Source organism: Mesorhizobium sp. WSM4822 (genome assembly GCF_055811155.1).
Window position 1 is genome coordinate 1 of record NZ_JBVVQM010000010.1, and the last position, 19,539, is coordinate 19,539.

Annotated in this window: 19 protein-coding genes; 9 read left to right on the top strand and 10 right to left on the bottom strand. The window is 63.1% G+C overall.

Annotated elements, in window-relative coordinates; genetic code table 11:
* Positions 1–396 (bottom strand): adenosine kinase (locus AC0L3E_RS22145; RefSeq protein WP_473605611.1); only part of this gene is annotated, 396 nt, incomplete at its 3' end.
* A gap of 221 nt (positions 397–617) precedes the next feature.
* Between AC0L3E_RS22145 and AC0L3E_RS22150 the strand changes: the two genes are divergently transcribed.
* Both AC0L3E_RS22150 and AC0L3E_RS22155 read left to right on the top strand, forming a co-directional pair.
* The gene (locus AC0L3E_RS22150) at positions 618–1,535 is read left to right on the top strand and encodes a DMT family transporter (protein ID WP_128309981.1); all 918 of its coding nucleotides are present in this window, start codon (positions 618–620) and stop codon (positions 1,533–1,535) included.
* Between the two features lie 174 nt (positions 1,536–1,709).
* Positions 1,710–2,420, top strand: coding sequence for a sulfate transporter family protein (locus AC0L3E_RS22155; RefSeq protein ID WP_128309982.1), 711 nt, complete (start codon positions 1,710–1,712; stop codon positions 2,418–2,420).
* Positions 2,421–2,429: 9 nt separating this feature from the next.
* On the opposite strand, the gene AC0L3E_RS22160 is transcribed toward AC0L3E_RS22155, so the two are convergent.
* The 6 genes from AC0L3E_RS22160 to AC0L3E_RS22185 all read right to left on the bottom strand — a co-directional run bounded on the left by AC0L3E_RS22160 (position 2,430) and on the right by AC0L3E_RS22185 (position 7,276).
* A complete protein-coding gene (locus tag AC0L3E_RS22160; RefSeq protein WP_127321747.1) occupies positions 2,430–3,428 on the bottom strand; it encodes a proline racemase family protein in 999 nt (332 codons plus the stop codon).
* Between the two features lie 14 nt (positions 3,429–3,442).
* Positions 3,443–4,246 (bottom strand): isocitrate lyase/PEP mutase family protein, encoded by an 804-nt coding sequence (locus tag AC0L3E_RS22165; protein ID WP_127332238.1) that lies wholly within the window; start codon positions 4,244–4,246, stop codon positions 3,443–3,445.
* An 80-nt stretch (positions 4,247–4,326) separates the two neighbouring features.
* Complete coding sequence (locus tag AC0L3E_RS22170) at positions 4,327–5,181, bottom strand: hypothetical protein (RefSeq protein WP_127332240.1); 855 nt, start codon at positions 5,179–5,181, stop codon at positions 4,327–4,329.
* A gap of 72 nt (positions 5,182–5,253) precedes the next feature.
* Positions 5,254–5,916: an HAD family hydrolase gene (locus AC0L3E_RS22175; protein WP_127266629.1), complete on the bottom strand. Its 663-nt coding sequence runs from the start codon at positions 5,914–5,916 to the stop codon at positions 5,254–5,256.
* A complete protein-coding gene (dut, locus tag AC0L3E_RS22180) occupies positions 5,916–6,401 on the bottom strand; it encodes a dUTP diphosphatase (RefSeq protein WP_473605612.1) in 486 nt (161 codons plus the stop codon). The genes AC0L3E_RS22175 and dut overlap by 1 nt, the downstream gene beginning before the upstream one ends.
* Before the next feature lie 404 nt (positions 6,402–6,805).
* Positions 6,806–7,276 (bottom strand): Lrp/AsnC family transcriptional regulator, encoded by a 471-nt coding sequence (locus AC0L3E_RS22185; RefSeq protein ID WP_127332244.1) that lies wholly within the window; start codon positions 7,274–7,276, stop codon positions 6,806–6,808.
* A gap of 115 nt (positions 7,277–7,391) precedes the next feature.
* On the opposite strand from AC0L3E_RS22185, the gene AC0L3E_RS22190 reads away from it, so the two are divergent.
* From AC0L3E_RS22190 to AC0L3E_RS22200, 3 genes are all read left to right on the top strand, one after another.
* Positions 7,392–7,640: a DUF6356 family protein gene (locus AC0L3E_RS22190; protein ID WP_127323170.1), complete on the top strand. Its 249-nt coding sequence runs from the start codon at positions 7,392–7,394 to the stop codon at positions 7,638–7,640.
* Between the two features lie 15 nt (positions 7,641–7,655).
* Positions 7,656–8,456 carry a class II glutamine amidotransferase gene (locus tag AC0L3E_RS22195; protein WP_127266625.1) on the top strand — a complete coding sequence of 267 codons (801 nt, stop codon included), beginning with the start codon at positions 7,656–7,658 and terminating at the stop codon, positions 8,454–8,456.
* A 330-nt stretch (positions 8,457–8,786) separates the two neighbouring features.
* Positions 8,787–10,160 carry an amidase gene (locus AC0L3E_RS22200; RefSeq protein WP_473605613.1) on the top strand — a complete coding sequence of 458 codons (1,374 nt, stop codon included), beginning with the start codon at positions 8,787–8,789 and terminating at the stop codon, positions 10,158–10,160.
* Here AC0L3E_RS22200 and AC0L3E_RS22205 read toward each other — a convergent pair.
* Complete coding sequence (locus tag AC0L3E_RS22205) at positions 10,154–11,227, bottom strand: NAD(P)/FAD-dependent oxidoreductase (RefSeq protein WP_473605614.1); 1,074 nt, start codon at positions 11,225–11,227, stop codon at positions 10,154–10,156. The genes AC0L3E_RS22200 and AC0L3E_RS22205 overlap by 7 nt on opposite strands.
* A gap of 236 nt (positions 11,228–11,463) precedes the next feature.
* On the opposite strand from AC0L3E_RS22205, the gene AC0L3E_RS22210 reads away from it, so the two are divergent.
* Positions 11,464–13,056: a peptide chain release factor 3 gene (locus AC0L3E_RS22210; protein WP_473605615.1), complete on the top strand. Its 1,593-nt coding sequence runs from the start codon at positions 11,464–11,466 to the stop codon at positions 13,054–13,056.
* A 131-nt stretch (positions 13,057–13,187) separates the two neighbouring features.
* Here the strand turns inward: AC0L3E_RS22210 and AC0L3E_RS22215 are convergent, their stop codons facing one another.
* The gene (locus AC0L3E_RS22215) at positions 13,188–13,658 is read right to left on the bottom strand and encodes a VOC family protein (RefSeq protein ID WP_127266620.1); all 471 of its coding nucleotides are present in this window, start codon (positions 13,656–13,658) and stop codon (positions 13,188–13,190) included.
* Positions 13,659–13,906: 248 nt separating this feature from the next.
* Between AC0L3E_RS22215 and ilvD the strand changes: the two genes are divergently transcribed.
* A complete protein-coding gene (gene ilvD, locus AC0L3E_RS22220) occupies positions 13,907–15,751 on the top strand; it encodes a dihydroxy-acid dehydratase (RefSeq protein WP_473605616.1) in 1,845 nt (614 codons plus the stop codon).
* Between the two features lie 166 nt (positions 15,752–15,917).
* Here ilvD and AC0L3E_RS22225 read toward each other — a convergent pair whose 3' ends face one another.
* Positions 15,918–17,672 carry an ABC transporter ATP-binding protein gene (locus AC0L3E_RS22225; protein ID WP_256745867.1) on the bottom strand — a complete coding sequence of 585 codons (1,755 nt, stop codon included), beginning with the start codon at positions 17,670–17,672 and terminating at the stop codon, positions 15,918–15,920.
* A gap of 169 nt (positions 17,673–17,841) precedes the next feature.
* On the opposite strand from AC0L3E_RS22225, the gene AC0L3E_RS22230 reads away from it, so the two are divergent.
* Together AC0L3E_RS22230 and AC0L3E_RS22235 are read left to right on the top strand one after the other, a co-directional pair.
* Entirely contained in the window at positions 17,842–19,131 is a 1,290-nt protein-coding gene (locus AC0L3E_RS22230; protein WP_473605617.1) for an amidohydrolase family protein, read from the top strand.
* 87 nt (positions 19,132–19,218) lie between these two features.
* Positions 19,219–19,485 (top strand): hypothetical protein, encoded by a 267-nt coding sequence (locus AC0L3E_RS22235; RefSeq protein WP_127267473.1) that lies wholly within the window; start codon positions 19,219–19,221, stop codon positions 19,483–19,485.
* Positions 19,486–19,539 lie beyond the last annotated feature (54 nt).

Below are 19,539 nucleotides of genomic sequence, written 5' to 3' on the forward strand. Positions count from 1 at the left end.
GCCGAGATAGGTGTTCATCGAGCGCTCGCCGTCGGGCGTGACGAAGATCATCGAGCGCGCCGTCGGCGGCTCACCCTTGAGCGGTATGGTGTCGAAGGCGACGCCCTGCGCATGGATGTCGTGCGCGTAGATTTCGCCCAGCGCATCGTTGGAGACCTTGCCGAAGAAGGCGGCGCGGCCGCCAAAGCTGGCGACGCCGGCCGCCGTGTTGCCGGCGCTGCCGCCGGAGGCCTCGATCGCCGGGCCCATGCGGCTGTAGAGCAGTTCGGCGCGTTGTGTGTCGATGAGGTTCATCGCGCCCTTGATGATGCCGTTGGTCTCGAGGAATTCCTCGTCGCACTGGGCGATGATGTCGACAATGGCATTGCCGATGCAAAGCACGTCATAATCCGGCATCAAAATCTCCGCCAAAACCCGAGCCGGCTTCTTGCCACGCCGGTCCGGCGCGGGTCTAGCGATTTGAAACCGGTTTGCCTAGGGCGTGACACGCAACTTTGGCGGAACAGGCAAAAGGCGCATCAGCCGCGAGGCGCTATGACAATTCGACCGTGGTCGAAGCATTTCATCGCCGGACCGCCTACAAGCATGGCTCACCCGATCCCGTTTGAAGGCGAGCCATGCCGACAAAGAACGAGCCTGCAAAGAACGACATGACCACCGACCTTGCGCTGCTCGTCGTGCTGGCGGTGCTCTGGGGCGCCTCCTACACCTTCATCAAGATCGGCGTCGAAACCATCCCGCCGGTCACCTTCATCGCCGCCCGCACCCTGATTGCCGGTGGTATCTTGTTTGCCATCCTCCGCTGGCGCGGGCTCAGCCTGCCGGGCGATGCGGCAAGCTGGCGCCGCTTCGCCTTCCAGGCCTGCCTCAACAGCGTCATCCCGTTCACCCTGATCGCCGCGGCCGAACGTTCGGTCGATGCCGGCCTCGCCACCATCCTGAACGCGACCTCGCCGATCTTCACCTTCCTTTTGACCGCGCTCATCACCCGCCATGAGCCGGTCACGCTGCGCAAGCTGATTGGCGTCGGCGCCGGCATTGCCGGCATCTGCCTCATCATAGGCACGCAGGCACTGGGTGGTCTCGGTCACGAGTTGTGGGCGCAGTTGGCCATCGTAGCGGCAACAATCTGCTATGCCGGGGCCGCCATTTTCGGCCGCGGCTTCAAGGGTCTCGATCCGATGCTGCCTGCCGCCGGTTCGATGCTGTGCGGCGCCGTCATCCTCGTGCCCCTCAGTCTGGTGTTCGACCAGCCATGGACGCTGGCGCCTTCGACCGCATCGATTCTGGCCCTGCTCGGCCTGTCGGTGTTTTCCACCGCACTGGCCTTCGTTATCTATTTCCGCCTCATCCACACGTTGGGTTCGGTCGGCACCACCTCGCAGGCCTATCTGCGGGTGCCGATCGGCGTCGGCATCGGCGCCCTTTTCCTCGGCGAAAGCCTAGGCTCGACGGCATGGCTGGGCATGGGTTTTGTCGTGGCTGGGGTCGCCGCCATGACCATTCCGGTTCGAAAGCCAGCATTTGCGCGGTAGAGCAATTCCAGGACAAGTGTGAAGCGGTTTTCCAAGGAAAAGCGCATAGCGCTTTCCCCTTGGGGATTGCGTCAAAGCACAAGAACCGGCCTGCTTGCGCTCATGCCGTGCTCTGCTTATCTCGGAAGCATCCGCCTTTTCGACGGTGTCTGGTGTGACCTGGGGTAAAGCACGGTGATTTTCGACGCTGCCCGCACTGCGGCCCTCGATCTGCTCTCGCCTCCCTTTCGGGCCGTGTTCCTCAAGACATTGGGTCTGACGCTGCTGGCGCTTGTCGCCTTGTGGTTCGGCCTGACCAGCCTCGTCGAGTGGCTCGCCCTGCCGTGGCTGCAGACGCTGTTGCCCGGCATACCGTCCTGGGCCGGCTGGCTGGGTGGCATCATCGCCGCGATAGCGCTTGCCTTCGGCATGGCATTGCTCATCGCGCCGGTGACGGCTGTTGTCGCCGGCCTGTTCCTCGACGATATCGCCGAAGTGGTCGAGCGCACCGACTATCCCGGCGATCCGACCGGTCGCGCCATGCCGGCGCTGCGCTCGCTGGTGCTGTCGGCGCGATTCCTCGGCGTCGTCATTCTCGGCAACATCGTCGCCCTGCTGCTTCTGCTGGTGCCGGGCGTCAACATAGCCGCCTTCTTTATCGTCAACGGCTATCTGCTCGGGCGCGAGTTCTTCGAATTCGCTGCCATGCGCTTTCGCGGGGAAGAAGAGGCCAGGGCCTTGCGCAGGCACTATGCCGGCACGGTGTTTCTCGCCGGGCTGCTCATCGCGGCTTTCCTCGCCGTGCCGTTGCTCAACCTGCTGACGCCGCTCTTCGCCGCCGCCGTGATGGTGCATCTGCACAAGGCGATCTCGGTGCGGGAAGTGGCTCGCTCCTCGCGCCGCTGAGCATTTTCTTCAGCGCAACAGGAATCCGCGTCCGAGCTCGTCGTCCGCTTCGACGATAAACTCCGTCCTGCCACTATAATAGGCGCGGCCGCCGACGCGGGCGATGATCGCCCCGTGCGGGCCAGCCTTCGCCGTCCGCACCACGGCTCCCGAAAACCGCGAGCCGGCAATGCTTTCGAATGTGCGCGTCTGTCCGATCGCGATCTCGCCCTTGGCATGCATGGCCGCCAGCCTTGCGGTGACGCCGGAGCCGGTCGGCGAGCGGTCGACCTCCGCCTCGGCGAAGACGCAGATGTTCTTGGTCACCCCATCGGAAAAAGCATCGCGGCCATCGGTCAGGATGGTGCCGTATAGGAAGGCAAGGTCGCCGTGGTCGGGATGCGACAGCGGAAATTCGGCCTTGAGCCTGTCCGTCAGCGCCGTTGCCGCATCGACGAAATCGCGCACCCGGCTTTTGCCGAATTCGAGCCCGAATTGGTGACAATCGGCCAGCGCGTAGAAAGCCCCGCCATAGGCGACGTCGAAGCCGATCGTGCCGTGGCCCGCCAGCTCTATTGTCTGGCCGCCGGCGAACAGGAACGCTGGCACGCTTTCGAACGCCACCGCACCGGCCTTGCCGTCCCTGACCTCGACGGAGGCGACGACCAGCCCGCACGGCGCCTCGATATTGACTGTCGTGATTGGTTCCTGTTTCGCCACCAATCCTTCATCTACGGCGTAGCGGCCGAGCGCGACGATGGCGTGGCCGCACATCGTCGAATAACCCTCATTGTGCATGAACAGCACGGCGAGGTCGGCGCCGGGCAGGTCGGGTTCGACCAGCAAGGCGCCATACATGTCGTAATGGCCGCGCGGCTCGAACATCAGGATCTTCCTGAGATGATCGAGATGGTCGCGCACATAGGCGCGCTTTTCCAGGATCGTGCCCTTGGGGACACTGGGATAGCCGCCGGTGACGATCCTGAGCGGCTCGCCGCCGGTATGCATATCGACGACGGTGAGCGTCATGCGATGGGCCCCGTTCAAGCTGAAGACTTGCCGAAGAGGGCCTGCAATTTGCCGAATGGCATGGCGGCGCGGGTGAAGCCGAAGGTGCCGTCCTGCTGGATCTCGCGCGCCGCCGTTTCCAGCATGCCATAGGCGAAATTGGTCAGCCACGGCCCGAGCGAGATGCGCTTGACGCCGGCCATGGCGAGGTCGGCGATGGTGAAGCCAGGCTTTGCCATGACATTGACCGGCTTGCTGACCGCCGAGCAGAGCGTGCGGATCATCTCGACGTCGGCGATGCCTGGCGCGTAGAGCACGTCGGCACCGGCCTTCTCGAATGCCTGCAGCCGCTTGATGGTGTCGTCGAGGTCGGACTTGCCCCACAGGAAATTCTCGGCCCGCGCGGTGAAGACGAAATCGCGCTTCAGCGCCCGCGCCGCTTCCACCGCCGCCGCAACGCGCTCGACGGCGTGCGCGAAATCATAGATCGGCTTGTCCGGATCGCCGGTGTGGTCCTCGATCGAGCATCCGGCAAGACCGGCCGCTTCCGCCGCGAAGATGGTTTCAGCGGCCTGCTCGGCGCTGTCGCCCTTGCCTTTCTCGAGGTCGGCGGAGACAGGCAGGCTGGTCGCCGCCGTCACCTCGCGGCAATGGTGGATCATCTGGTCGAAGGTTACGGCGCCATCCGGCAGGCCGCGTGAAAAAGCAAAGCCGGCGCTGGTCGTCGCCAGCGCCGTGAAACCGAACGAGGCCAGCAGCTTCGTCGTGCCAATATCCCAGGGATTGGGCATGACGAAGGTCGAGGCATGCAGGTCGCGAAAGATCTTGCCCTTGTCCATGGTAGTTCCCCCATCATGTGCGGTGTGGCTAAGCGGATTTTATCCTGCCCGATTTGACCGGGCAAACGAATGCGGTTGGTTCAGAAGCGATTGGCGTTCTCTCCTGCCAATTTGTCCAGCGCGTCGGAATCCTTGGTGTAGCGCGATGTCTTCTTGTCCCAGTGATAGGTGACGGAGATCTCGTGGGACTCTGGTCTGGGCGGAGTGTCGTCGCAGCTTTCGCCGTTCAGCACAGTAGAGTCGGTCACGGTCACCTTGATGGCGGCATAAGGCTGACCATCGGCAATGCCCTGAAAAGCTACATCCTGCTTGCGGCTGTAGGCGCACAGGTTTTCATCGAACGTATAGATCATGTCGATCGGTTCGAACTTGTCGTCGCGGATCATGATCAGCGGCGTGATCACATAGTTCTGGCTCGAATTGAAATGCGCGCTCATGGTGATGAGGACGTCATCGTTGGCGCCGACGGAAAGCTTGCCCGGTTCGCGGAAATAGGTGCCGCGGTCGAGCGCGACATTGACGGCGTCGAGCAGCTTTGGCTTGGCCGTGATGTCGTAGAGCGCCAGCACCGCATAGCCTTCGGCGCTGTCGGGAGAATCGCCAAGGTCGAACAGCATGGTCAGCCGATCCTTGCCGCCGGCCTTGATGGCGAGCACCGCGGCATTGGAAAAGCCCGAAGTCTCGGGCGGCGAACCGCCGCTGTCCGGTCCCTCGATATGACGCATCTCGATCGGCAACCCACCCCTGTAGAAGCCGTGATTGTCCGCGGCAAGATCCGGAATGACCATCCTCGCGAGGTCGAGATAGGTGACATCCGTGCGGCCGGGCAGAGCGCTGCCGAGCTCCGGAAAGCTGATGGCTTGCGCGCCGGCCGCGGTCCATAGAAACGGCGCCAGCATCAAGGCGAGGATGAGGCGGAGCAGGCTGGGGTTCATGCGTGGCCTCGAGTTGGCGGCGCCAAGCTAGCACGGACAATCGAGGCGTACAGCTGCAGGCTGAAGATCAGGTCAGTGGATCGGCACCAGCCCGGCCAGCTCGCGCATGTCGTCGAACAGGATGCCGCCGGCCTGGATCAGGCCGGCGCGGTCGGAATAGGGATCGGCATGGTAGGAAAACACCCGCATGCCGGCGGCGATCCCGGCCTGCGTGCCGGCGACGCTGTCCTCGATGACGATGCAGTCGGCAGGCGCGAAGCCCATGGTCTTGGCCGCATGCAGGAACAGGTCCGGGAACGGCTTGCCACGGCTGACCATGGTCGAGGAAAACATCGCGTGTTCGAACAGCGGCAGCAGCCCGGTCTGGCCAAGCGTGATGTGCATCTTCGACACCCGGGCCGAGGTGGCGACGCAATAGGCGATACCGGCTGAACGCACGGCTTCGACGAACTCGCGGACGTAGGGGATCGCTTCGACGCCGTGGGCAAACAGGTCCGGCAGGCCGGCGTTCCAGCGATCGACGAAACCGGCGCCGAGCCTGACGCTGGTCTCTTCTTCGATCTCTTTCTGCACCGACGCCATGCTGCGGCCGGAGAAATTCTTGCGGCAATATTCGAAGCTTGTCGGATAGCCGGCAGCGGTCAGCCATTCGGCGAGACGCCGATTGGCCAAATTCTCTGTATCGACCAGGATCCCGTCGCAGTCGAAGATGACAAGCTTAGGCAGTTCAGACATCAGGCGGTGCCGGTCGATCCGAATCCGCCCGCGCCACGCGCCGTACCACCGGCCAGACTGCGCTCTTCCACGGTCGCCTGGGCCACCGCAGCGAAGATGATCTGGGCGATGCGCATGCCGCGCGTCACGGCAAAGTCCTCGTCGCCGAGATTGATCAGCAGCACCTTCACCTCGCCGCGATAGTCGCTATCGATGGTGCCGGGCGTGTTGAGGACGGTCAGGCCGTGCTTGAAAGCAAGTCCGGAGCGGGGCCGCACCTGGCCCTCCATGCCTTCCGGAATTTCCAGGATCAGCCCGGTCGGCACCAGAGAGCGCTTTCCCGGAAGGATCAGCAGCGGCCGGTCGTCCGGCACAGCGGCGCGCAGATCCATGCCGGCGGCACCAGTGCTTTCATAGGCGGGAAGGGGAAGTCCTTCAGCATGCGGCAACCTGACGAAGCCGACGGTCGGACCGATGACGGAGGAAGTTTGAAGGGCTGCGCGCATAAAATCGATCCTATCGGCGCGAACGGCGATTCGGTCAACTCGACTGTAATTCTATCAACGGCTTTCTTTTGGGCGGCACGATGGCCGGTCCGGTAGTGTGTCGCCTAACTGTTCGAATTTCGATATGTTGGCCGCATGGATAATCAGGCCGATGACCAACCCGACATCTTAGCCCTATTGAGAAGCACTGCAGAGTCTAGCAAGCGTCTCGCTGAGGCCATGTTGAAGGCCTATGCAGCAAACGCTTTGCCAGAACCAGCGACGCCGGACGATATCGCTCATTGGAAACAGGTTTTGGTGGATGCCAAGTCAGAATTGCTAAGGCTACACGAGGCCCACCGGACCTAAAGACCAGAAGCGCCCAGTTCATACCGAGACACTACCCAATCCCACATGCGGTGCCCCTAACGCAGTTCCATCGGAACGACGGTCGTTTCCTTGATTTCCTCCATCACGAACGACGCGGAAACGTCCGACAGCGCCACCTTGGCAATCAGCCGCTGATAGAGCCGGTCATAGGCCTTCACGTCGGCGACGCGGGCGCGCAAGACATAATCGAGGTCGCCGGACATGCGGTAGACGCCGATGATCTCGGGAAAGCCGGTCACCGCCGCCCGGAACTTCTGCAGCCACTCCGGATCGTGGTTGGACGTGCGGATCAGGATGAAGACGGAAAGGCCAAGCCCGAGCTTTTCGGCATCGACCAGCGCCACCCTGCCGGTGATGACACCAGCCTCTTCCAGCCGCCTCACTCGGCGCCAGCAGGCATTGCGCGACAGCGCCACCCGTTCCGACAGCTGGTCGACCGACAGCGTGCCGTCGCGTTGCAGCTCAGTGAGCAATTTCCGGTCGATTTCGTCAATTTCCAGCGTCATGTGGGATGTTTGTCCCAAGGATCACCGAAATACAAGGACATTTTGAGACCGATGAACCGGCGAAGCGTGTCAGGATACTCATATCAGGAACTTGAAGCGCTGAAGGGGAACCAGCATGTCGGTCGCCAAGATTTTCACCTCTCATCCGGCCAAGGTCGGCGAAACCTATTTCAGCCACATGGGCTTTGCCGCCTGGTTTTCGTCGCGCCTGTTGATGGCGGCTTGTGCTGCGCTCGTTCATGCTTTCTTGCCATTTCTGTTTGAAACTACCGCCAGCCGAATCGTTCGCGAGCTTTACGAGCGGACGCACAACAGAGGCACACACGCGATCAAGGAGCCTGCGGCTCTTATGGATCGCGCCTAGAGGACGACAGAAGCGATGTGCCGGTGGGCGGCCTATCTCGGTGAAGCGGTCTTTCTCGAAGACATCCTCACGGCGCCCTGTCACTCGCTGATCGCCCAGAGCCATTGCGCCCAGGAAGCGAAATCGCCGACCAATGGCGACGGCTTCGGCCTTGCCTGGTATGGCGACCGCCCGGAGCCGGGTCTCTATCGCGATATCCTGCCGGCCTGGTCCGATCCCAATCTGAAAAGCCTGTGCCGGCAGATCAAATCCGGCCTGTTCCTCGCCCATGTACGGGCGTCCACCGGCGGCGCCACCAGCCGCATGAATTGCCATCCGTTCATCTCCGGCGCCTGGTCGTTCATGCACAACGGCCAGATCGGCGGCTTCGAGAAGATCCGCCGCGCGCTGGAGAATTCGCTGTCAGACGCCGTCTTCGACCAGCGCGAAGGCACCACCGATTCCGAACTCTTTTTCCTGCTGATGATCGACGAAGGGTTGGCCGGCGATCCGCAAGGCGCGGTGTCCCGCGCCACTAGCCGCGTGCTCGAAGCCTCGCGCCGCGCCGGCCTCGAACCAGCGCTGAAGCTCACCGCCGCCTTCTCGGATGGACAGGCGCTGCATGCGGTGCGCTATGCCACCGACGCCCACGCGCCGACGCTCTACACCTCCGTCTTGCGCAAGGGCGGCGGCCGCTGCATCGTGTCCGAGCCGTTCGACCGCGAGGGCGGCGACTGGCAAGCGATCCCGCCATCGAGTTTTGTCACGATGACGCGGGACGGCATCAGCATTCGCCCGTTTGCTCCAGCGGCGGCAAAGCTGGCGCTGGTCGGGTAAGTTTCTTCGCCGGATCGCAAATGCTGCAAAGTCGCGGGCCAGCGCCCCCCTCTGTCCTGCCGGACATCTCCCCCTCAAGTGGGGAGATTGGCAGCTTCGCCGACCGCGCGTTCTTGCAACGTTGAAGATTGGCGAAAGCCGTGACGCTATCCAATCTCCCCACTTGAGGGGGAGATGGCCGGCAGGCCAGAGGGGGGCGCCGTAGAGTGCCGAGATCGGCAGCACAACTTCGATCAAGCACTAGCGAATACCGAATGCTCAACTCCGCTTGAAATCGCGCCGCTATCCGCCATTTGGTCAGGCACGCGCGGCCAAGCCGGAGCATTCCTCATGGACATCGCCTTCTCCTCAACCGTCGAACTGGCCGCAGCCATCGCAAAGCGCAAAATCTCCGCCGTCGAAGCCCTCGACGCGCATCTGGCGCAAATCGATGCGCACAACCATGCGGTGAATGCCGTCATCTCGCTCGACAGGGAAGGCGCCCGCGAGCGTGCCAAGAAGGCGGACGCTGCCCAGGCGCGCGGCGCCGCACCCGGACCTCTTCATGGCGTGCCGTTCACGCTGAAAGACATGCACGAAACGTCAGGCATAAGGACCACGGTCGGCTTCCCGCCCTTTGCCGACCATGTCGCCAAGCAGGACAGCCCGGTCGTCATCAGACTGAAAGCGGCCGGCGGCGTGCTGATGGCCAAGACCAATGTCGCGGCCATGCTTTCGGACTGGCAATCGAACAACCCGCTGTTCGGCCGCACCAACAATCCATGGAATCTCCAGCGCACGGCGGGAGGCTCCAGCGGAGGCGCGGCAGCGGCAATTTGCTCGGGGATGACGCCGTTCGACGTGGGCACAGACATGCAGGATTCGATCCGGCTGCCGGCCGCCTTTTGCGGTGTTTATGGCTTGAAGCCGACGGAGCATCGTGTCTCGCTGGCCGGTGCCTTCCCCGATCCCGGCGGTGCCGCGCGCAGCGTGCGGCTGATGTCCTGCCTCGGGCCGTTGGCGCGCAGCGTGCAAGATTTGGCGCTGATCTATCAAATCATCGCCGGCCCGGATGGAAGCGACACCGATCTTGCCCCGGTGCCGGTCCAGGATATGCCGAAGCTCGACCCTAGGACATTGCGCATCGCCTTCGCGCCGTCCTTTCCCGGCTTTCCGGTGGCCGGCGACATCAGCGCCGCGGTCGAAAACCTCGCAAGGCAGCTGCAATCGGCCGGTGCCCTCGTTAAGGAGGCAAAACTGCCGAAACTCGATCTGCACCACGATCTGGAGCAGGGCGGCGCGCTGATCGGCATGATGCTGGAGGCCGCCCAGCCGGAGTCGCCGGAGAACCCGACACCGGTCTCGCATTGGTTCGAGGCACTCGCCCGCCGCGACAGGTCCATTCTCGCCTGGGACCGGTTTTTCGATAACCATGACGCGCTGCTCTGCCCGGTGGCCATGACTTCCGCCTTCCCGCATTGCGAGCCGGGCACGCCGATCACGGTCGACGGCAAGGAGCAGAGCTACTGGATGCTGCCGGCCTATGGCGCCGTCTTCAACTACAGCGGCCATCCGGCGCTTTCCATCCCATGCGGACAGGGCAGCGAGGGCTTGCCGATCGGCTTGCAACTGGTCGGCAAACGCTGGTCGGAGTCACAGCTGCTCGGCATCGCCAGGGCAATCGAACCACTGACCGGCGGCTTTCGGCATCCGCCCGCCTATTGAGCGAAACGCGACAATCCATAAGGGGCAAGTAAGGGGTCGCGCTCGCCGTCGAGGATTTCCCGAGCGGCGAACAGGCCGATGGCCGGCGCCAACGTGATGCCGGAATGCATGACGGCGACATAGACACCGTCCAAGCCCTCGGCGCGGCCAATGATCGGAAAGCCGTCGATCGGCGTCGGCCGGTAGCCGACCGTGTGGAAATCGAGTTCCAACCCATCGCTGTCGCGCAGCATGGCCTTCATGGCCGCAAACAGGGCGTGGGCGGTGGCTTCGGCATCCATGCCCGGATCGGCGCCGCCGAAATCCGAGCCGGCGATGATGCGGCCTTCCGCCGTCTGGCGCATGTGCAGCCGCTCGGCCAGCACCAGCCCGTTGAGCAGCTTTTCGTGCGGTCGCGAATGGACGATCAGGCCGGGCGGCGTTTCGATCGGCAGGTTGATCCCGGCGGTCGCGGCGATCTCCGGCGAGCCAACGCCGGCCGCGACCACCACCTCGTCCGATGCAATCAGGCCATGCGATGTGTCGACACCGGTGATCCTGCCGCCGGTCTGGACCAGGGCCGTCACCGTGCTGGAGATGGTCTTCGCGCCATGTCGCTTCGCGTCTGCCAATAGGGCACGGACGGCGGCCACGGGCTCTGCGACACCTTCTTCGGCAACATGCAGGGCAAAATCCGGAAGCCCGGTGAGATTGGGCTCGATGCGCGCTGCACCGGCGCGGTCGACTTGGCTGATGCCATAGCCCCAGGCGGAATGTTCCGTGGCGTAGGTTTCCATGTCGGCCGCCGGTAAGTCCCAGCACAGGCCGCCGCACCAGCTCAGCGGCAGGTCGGGCAGGTCCTGCGCCAGCCGCGACCATTCGGCCATGGCGCGGGTGCGCAGCCGGAAATAGGGCTCCGGATTGCCCCAGCTGGCGTTGATCCAGGCGAACGAATTTGGCGTCGCCACCCCACCGGCAGCACTGTCGGCAATCACCGTCACTTGCGCACCCGCTCTGCTCAGATGCCAGGCGGTGGAGGCACCGATGATGCCGGCGCCGATGACGATTACTTGTTTCGCCGCAGTCATGCTTGCTCCTCTGCCTCGTCATCCGGAGGGATGTTCATCCAGTGCCATCCCGGCAGCCGCTTGCCAACATCGCGCAGCGTAAAATATGCGGCAATGCACTGGCCGGAGCCACAGCACGACTGAGCTGTATGCTCTGACGGTGAGGCGGCGATCAGCAGCGCCCGAGCCGCCGGACCGGTCGACAGGCCGGCACTGCGCTGCTAGAAGCCCGGCCTGTCACACGGAAATCCCAGAGAATGCCCGAAGCAATAGAAGAAGAAGTGGCGCGCCGCCGCACCTTCGCGATCATCGCGCACCCGGACGCCGGCAAGACGACGCTCACCGAAAAGCTGCTGCTGTTCGGCGGCGCCATCCAGCTCGCCGGCGAGGTCAAGGCCAAGAAGGACAAGATCCAGACGCGGTCCGACTGGATGAAGATCGAGCGCGAGCGCGGCATCTCGGTCGTCACCTCGGTGATGACCTTCGAGTATGAGGACAATGTCTTCAACCTGCTCGACACGCCCGGCCACGAGGATTTCGCCGACGACACCTACCGCACGCTGTCGGCGGTCGACTCGGCGGTCATGGTCATCGATGCCGCGAAGGGCATCGAGCCGCGCACGCTGAAGCTTTTCGAAGTCTGCCGCCTGCGCGATATCCCGATCATCACCTTCATCAACAAGATGGACCGCGAAAGCCGCGATCCGTTCGAGATTTTGGACGAGATCGAACAGAAGCTGGCGCTGGATACTGCCCCCGTCACCTGGCCGATCGGCCGCGGCAAGAATTTTTCCGGCACCTATCATCTGGCGCTGAATGCCGTGCGCAGGGGCGACGCGGAGAAAGAACGCACGCCGGTCAACGGTCCCGATTCCAATCGCGTCGCCGGCTTGCTGCCGGAAAACGAGCGCGAAGCCTTCATCGAGGAACTGGAGCTCGCGCGAGAAGCGTGCAGACCCCTTGATATTGAGGCCTTCCGCGAGGGCCATCTGACGCCGGTCTATTTCGGTTCGGCGCTGCGCAATTATGGCGTGCGCGACCTGATCGAGGCACTCGGCGCTTTTGGACCGCCGCCGCGCGCGCAGGAGGCCGACACCCGCAAGGTCGAGGCGACCGAAGAGAGGATGACGTCCTTCGTCTTCAAGATCCAGGCCAACATGGATCCCAATCACCGCGACCGCATTGCCTTCGTCCGTGTCTGTTCGGGTAAACTCGAGCGCGGCATGAAGGCCAAGCTGGTGCGCACGGGAAAACCGATGTCGTTGTCTGCGCCGCAGTTCTTCTTTGCCCGGACCCGCGTTACCGCTGACGAGGCTTTTGCCGGTGATGTCGTCGGCATCCCCAACCATGGCACGCTGCGCATCGGCGACACGCTGACCGAAGGCGAGGAGATACTGTTCCGCGGCGTTCCGAATTTCGCCCCGGAAATCCTGCGTCGTGTGCGCCTCGGCGACGCGATGAAGGCGAAAAAACTCAAGGAAGCGCTGCACCAGATGGCGGAGGAGGGCGTCGTGCAGCTGTTTTCGCCGGAGGATGGCTCGCCGGCCATCGTCGGCGTCGTCGGCGCGCTGCAGCTCGACGTGCTGAAGGAACGGCTGAACTTCGAATACACGCTGCCGGTCGAATTCGAGATGTCGCGGTTTTCAGTCTGCCGCTGGATATCGGCCGACGACAAAGCCGAGACGCTTCGCTTCATCGAGGCGCATCGCGGTGACATCGCCCGCGACCTCGACAATGATCCGGTGTTCCTCGCCCAGCACGCTTTCTCGCTGAACTACGAAGCGGAACGCTGGAAGGCGATCAAGTTTGCCACGATCAAGGACTATCAGGTCCGCGACAAGGCGGCGTAGGCGCCAGTTTTCCCTTCTCCCCGTTCACGGGGAGGTGAGGAGTGGTCCGCGCAGCGGGCGAAAAGCCAATTGCTTGGCTTTTCGAACGAGGAACGCCCGAAGGGCGGATGAGGGGCAGCGCCGACCCTCGACTATCCTCTCGCCGCTTCCTCGATCCTGGCGATGTCGATCTTGCTCATCTGCATCATCGCCGACATCACGCGGCCGGCCTTGGCCCGGTCCGGATCCAGAAGCAGGCGCGGCAGCTGCTCCGGCACGACCTGCCAGGAGACGCCGAATTTATCCTTCAGCCAGCTGCATTGCGACGGTTGGCCGCCACCTTCGATGAGCTTGTCCCAGAAGTAATCCACCTCTTCCTGCGTCTTGCAGTCGATCGACTGCGACATCGCCTCGGTGTGCTTGAACTGCGGTCCGCCGTTGAGCGCCTGGAACTGCACGCCGTCGAGTTCGAACGTGGTCACCAGCACTTTGCCTTCATCGGCGTGGCCCTCGGGCCAGCGCATCACGCTCAGCACCTTCGAATTCTTGAAGATGGAGACGTAGAAATTCATGGCCTCTTCGGCCTGGCCGTCGAACCACAGGCAGGTGGTGATCTTTTGCATGTCGTGCTCCTCGGGTTGTTTGGTTGCGTTACGGCGAAACGGCTGACTCCGAACGCGGTGCCATTTCCATGTCGTCTGCCTAAGGACGGGCATGCAGTGCGCCATCCGACAGTGCCACGCATTTTTTGAGAGAATCTGGCGCATTGCAAAATTGTGGCCAGACCGGGCTTGCGCGTCTATAACGCCTGCGGTCCGAATTCAGCTCCGCCGCGCCATGCCTGGCTGTGGCCAGCCACCAAGGAAAAAACATGCCTGCCTATCGCTCCCGCACCACCACCCATGGCCGCAACATGGCCGGCGCACGCGGCCTCTGGCGCGCCACCGGCATGAAGGACTCGGATTTCGGCAAGCCGATCATCGCGGTGGTCAACTCCTTCACCCAGTTCGTGCCGGGCCATGTCCATCTGAAGGATCTCGGCCAGTTGGTCGCGCGCGAGATCGAGAAGGCCGGCGGCGTCGCCAAGGAATTCAACACCATCGCCGTCGACGACGGCATCGCGATGGGCCATGACGGCATGCTCTATTCGCTGCCGTCGCGCGAGCTGATCGCCGATTCCGTCGAATACATGGTCAATGCTCACTGTGCCGACGCCATGGTCTGCATCTCCAATTGCGACAAGATCACGCCCGGCATGCTGATGGCATCGTTGCGCCTCAACATCCCGACCGTCTTCGTTTCCGGCGGTCCGATGGAAGCCGGCAAGGTGGTGCTCGCCGGCAAGACGCAGGCGCTCGACCTGGTCGATGCCATGGTGGCGGCCGCCGACGACAGGGTCTCCGACGAGGACGTCAAGGTCATCGAGCGCTCGGCCTGCCCGACCTGCGGCTCCTGCTCGGGCATGTTCACTGCCAATTCGATGAACTGCCTGACCGAGGCGCTTGGCCTGTCGCTGCCCGGCAACGGCTCGACATTGGCGACGCATGCCGACCGCAAACGGCTGTTCGTCGAGGCCGGCCACCTGATCGTCGATCTCGCCCAGCGCTATTACGAACAGGATGACGAGACGGCTCTGCCGCGCAACATTGCCTCGAAGGGCGCCTTCGAGAACGCCATGACGCTCGACATCGCCATGGGCGGCTCGACCAACACCGTGCTGCACATCCTGGCTGCCGCGCATGAGGGCGAAATCGATTTCGATCAGGACGACATCGACGCGCTGTCGCGCAAGGTGCCGGTGCTGTGCAAGGTTGCTCCGGCCAAGTCCGACGTGCACATGGAAGACGTGCACCGCGCCGGCGGTATCATGGCCATCCTCGGCCAGCTCGACAATGCCGGCCTGCTCAACCGTGACCTGCCGACGGTGCACACGCGAACGCTGGGCGAAGCGCTCGACCATTGGGATATTTCCCGCACGACCAGCCAGAGTGTGCGCGATTTCTTCCTCGCCGCCCCTGGTGGCGTGCCGACACAGGTCGCTTTCAGCCAGGACCGCCGCTGGGACGAACTCGATCTCGACCGCGAGAAAGGCGTCATCCGCTCGACCGAACATCCCTTTTCCAAAGATGGCGGCCTCGCCGTGCTGAAAGGCAATCTGGCTCTCGACGGCTGCATCGTGAAGACCGCCGGCGTCGATGAATCGATCCTGAAGTTCACCGGCCCGGCCCGCGTCTTCGAAAGCCAGGATTCCAGCGTCAAGGCGATCCTGTCCAACGAGATCAAGGCCGGCGATGTGGTCGTCATCCGCTATGAAGGGCCGCGCGGCGGCCCAGGCATGCAGGAAATGCTCTATCCGACCAGCTATCTGAAGTCGAAAGGCCTCGGCAAGGCCTGCGCTCTGGTCACCGATGGCCGCTTCTCCGGCGGCACTTCGGGCCTGTCGATCGGCCATGCGTCGCCGGAAGCCGCGGAAGGCGGGCTGATCGGGCTGGTGCAGGAGGGCGACACGATCGAGATCGACATCCCGAACCGCAGCATCCGCCTTGCTGTCGATGAGGCGGAACTCGCTGCCCGCCGGGTGGCGATGGAGGCCAGGGGCGCCCTGGCCTGGAAGCCCGAGGAAAAGCGCAAGCGCAAGGTGACGACCGCCTTGCGCGCCTATGCCGCCATGGCGACCAGCGCGGCCAAGGGCGCGGTCAGGTTTGTGCCGGAGTAGCGCAGTTTCTTCCTTCTCCCCTTGTGGGAGAAGGTGTCGCCGAAGGCGACGGATGAGGGGTGTTCCAGGGAACGCTAACGCCTCACTCCGCTGGAACACCCCTCATCCGTCTCGGCGCTATCGCGCCGATCCACCTTCTCCCACGAGGGGAGAAGGGAAGAGAGCACTACGGCATCAACTGATACTCATATAGCTTCTGGTAGAGCCCGCCCTGCTTGAGCAAGGTCTTGTGCGGGCCGCTTTCCACCACTTTGCCGGCTTCGAGCACCACGATCGTGTCTGCCTGGTGCACCGTCGACAGACGGTGCGCGATAACGATCGTCGTGCGGCCTTCCGTCAATTGCTGCAGCGCGTCGCGGAACAGCGCTTCCGATTCGGCATCGAGCGCGCTGGTCGCTTCGTCCAGCAGCAGGATCTCGGCATTGCGTAGCATGGCGCGTGCGATCGAGATCCGTTGGCGCTGGCCGCCCGACAGCAGGCCGCCATTCTCGCCGACATCCGTCTCGTAGCCTTTCGCCTGCGCGCTGATGAAGTCATGGGCGTTGGCCGCCTTGGCGGCGGCGATCACCTCTTCGTCGGTCGCACCCTCGCGCCCAAGCCGGATGTTGTGCATGATGGTGCCGGCAAACAGGAACGTATCCTGGCTGACATAGGCGATCTTTTCCCGCAGCGATGCGAGCGTCGCATGGGAAATATCCTGACCATCGAACAGCACCTTGCCACTCTTCGGGTCGTACATGCGCATGATCAGGTTTAGAATCGTCGACTTGCCGCCGCCGGAAGGCCCGACCAGCGCCGTCATCTTGCCGGGCGCAAGCGTCAGATCGAATCTGTCCAGCACCGGCGGCCCGTTTTGATAAGCGAAGTCGACGGCGTCGAACCGGATCTCGCCCGGTCCGGCCAGAAGCGGCTTCGCGCCGGGCTTCTCCACCAGGGTCAGCGGCTGGTCGGCGAGCTCGAACATCATGCGCACGCCGACAATACCGCTTTCCAGCGATATGCGCACGCGCGCAAGGCGCTTTGCCGGCTCATAGGCAAACAGGAGCGCCCCGATGAAGGCCATGATGTTTCCCGGCATCTGGCCGCCCTGCAAGACCAGGAAGCCGCTGACGAAGATGGCCCCGGCAATTGCCAGCCCGGCCAGCGTCTCCATCACCGGGCTTGTCGCAGCCTCCAGCGTCGCGATGTTATTGGCCCGGTTCTCGACGTCCGACACGGCCTTGTACATGCGGTTGCGCATTGCGCCTTCGAGGTTGAAGGATTTGACGACGCGCACGCCGATTGCCGTTTCCTGCATCACCTGCACGATCTGGCCGACCGAGCGAAACTCCATCGCGGCGAACTTGCGAACACGTTTGAGGATGCGGTTGACCCCGTAGATAGCCAAGGGGCCGACGACGAAGCAGATTATAGACAAGGCTGGCTGCTGCCAGACCATGACTCCTACCAGGACAACCAGCGACAACAGATCGCGCACATAGGACGTGACAACGAGGTCGAGCACGTTGCGCGCCGCCTGCGCATTGTTGGTCATGCGTGTGATCAGGTCGGACGACGAGGTCGAATGGTAGAATTCGATGCCTTGCGCCAGGATTCGGTCGTAGATCTTGCGCTGGCGATCGGCGATGATGGCGTTGCCGACCCGGCTCATGAAATAAGCCTGGATGAAGTTGGCGAGACCCTTGAGAATGAAGATCGTGGCGACCCCCGCCGCAATCAGGTTGACGCGGTCAATCCGCTTGAAGACCACGAATTCGTCGGTGATCTCTTTGAGAATCCAGGCGCTGGCGCCGGTCGTGGCGGCCACCACAAGCATCGACAAGATCGCGGCGCCGTAGCCAAACCTGTGCTGATAAAAGGATTCCCGGATCAACCTCGCAACGAGGCGCTGGTTTTCCGTCGAGCGGAAGAAACGAAACAAACGGCGGATCCTTGAAACCGGGACAACGAAGGCGGCTTATAGAGGGAGTTGCGGCCGGATGGAACCATCCGCGGCCGCCGCGGACAAACCGCTGTTGCAAGCGGCATCGACGGGATGCGATTTTCAGCCTCGGCAGTATCAGATGATTCTTTTGACGGGATGACGACAGATGGCTTTCGACCTTATCGTTCGCGGCGGCACACTGCCTGATGGCAGGGTTGCCGACATCGGCATCAACGGTGAGACGATCACGGCGATCGAGCCCACCCTGCAGGGTCCTGCGCGGACCGAGGTCGACGCCCGCGGCAACCTGGTCTCGCCGCCCTTCGTCGATCCGCATTTCCACATGGACGCGACGCTCTCCTACGGCATTCCGCGCATCAATGCGTCGGGTACACTGCTCGAAGGCATTTCGCTATGGGGCGAGTTGAAGCCGCTTTTGACGCATGAGGCGGTGCGTGATCGCGCATTGGCCTATTGCGACTGGGCGGTGTCGATGGGCCTGCTCGCAATCCGCACCCATGTCGATGTCTGCGATGACAGGCTGCTGGCGGTCGAGGCGCTGCTTGAGGTCAAGAAGACGGTCGCCCCCTATATCGACCTGCAACTGGCCGCCTTCCCGCAGGACGGGTTCTATCGCTCGCCGACGGCTCGGGAGAACACCATTCGCGCGCTCGACATGGGCGTCGACATCGTCGGCGGCATCCCGCACTTCGAGCGCACCATGGCCGACGGCACGCGCTCGGTAACGGAGCTGTGCGAGATCGCGGCCAGGCGCGGCCTGATGGTCGACCTGCATTGCGACGAGACCGATGATCCGCTGTCGCGTCACATCGAACAGCTTGCGTATGAGACGCAGCGCCTTGGTCTGCAGGGCAAGGTCGCCGGTTCGCACCTCACCTCGATGCATTCGATGGACAATTACTATGTCTCGAAGCTGCTGCCGCTGATCGCCGAGGCCGACGTCTCGGTCATTCCCAATCCGCTGATCAACATCATGCTGCAGGGCCGCCACGACACCTTCCCGAAGCGCCGGGGCCTGACTCGGGTCAAGGAAATGCTGGCGCTCGGCATTCGCGTCGGCTGGGGCCAGGATTGCGTGCTCGATCCCTGGTATTCGCTAGGCACCGCCGACATGCTCGATGTCGCCTTCATGGGCCTGCACGTCGCTCAGATGTCGAGCCCGGCCGAGATGGCGCGCTGCTTCGACATGGTCACCAACGTCAATGCCGCGATCATGGGCCTCGATCATCTCGGCCTGGCGGTCGGCAAGCGCGCCAGCCTGGTCGTCCTCGATGCCGGCAATCCGGTGGAGGCCCTGCGCCTGCGCGCCGAACGCCTGTGCGTCATCGCCAGGGGCAAGGTGGTGGCGGAGCGGACGAAGCAGGAAACCAGGCTGTCCATCGACGGAAGGCCGGTACTTGTGAACCGACGGCACCATTCGCATCAGGACCAATAGGAGACCGCATCTGCATCAAAGCTCAAAGCTTCGCCCGTCGTGAAATAAGTCTACATTAAGCCTCCACTTTTATTCGAGGAGGATTCCATGTGGCGCAAGACTGTGATGGCGGTGGCGTTGACGGTGCTTTGCACCGGCTGCACGACGGTGACGGCAGAGGACCGCCGCGCCGCCGACGAAGCGAAATGCCGGTCCTACGGCTTCGTCAAGAAGAATGACGCCTTTGCCGAGTGTCTGCAGCGCATCGATCTGGAGCGGCGTGCGGAGCTCAGACGCACCCCGGCTTTCGACCCCTGGGACAGGCCGGTGATCTATCGGCCCATTATTCTCAGGCCGCAGCCAAAAGGGAACTGAATCGCGCAGACCCAGCCGATTCCCGAGGCTGGCCTTGCCGATTTCCGGTTTTCT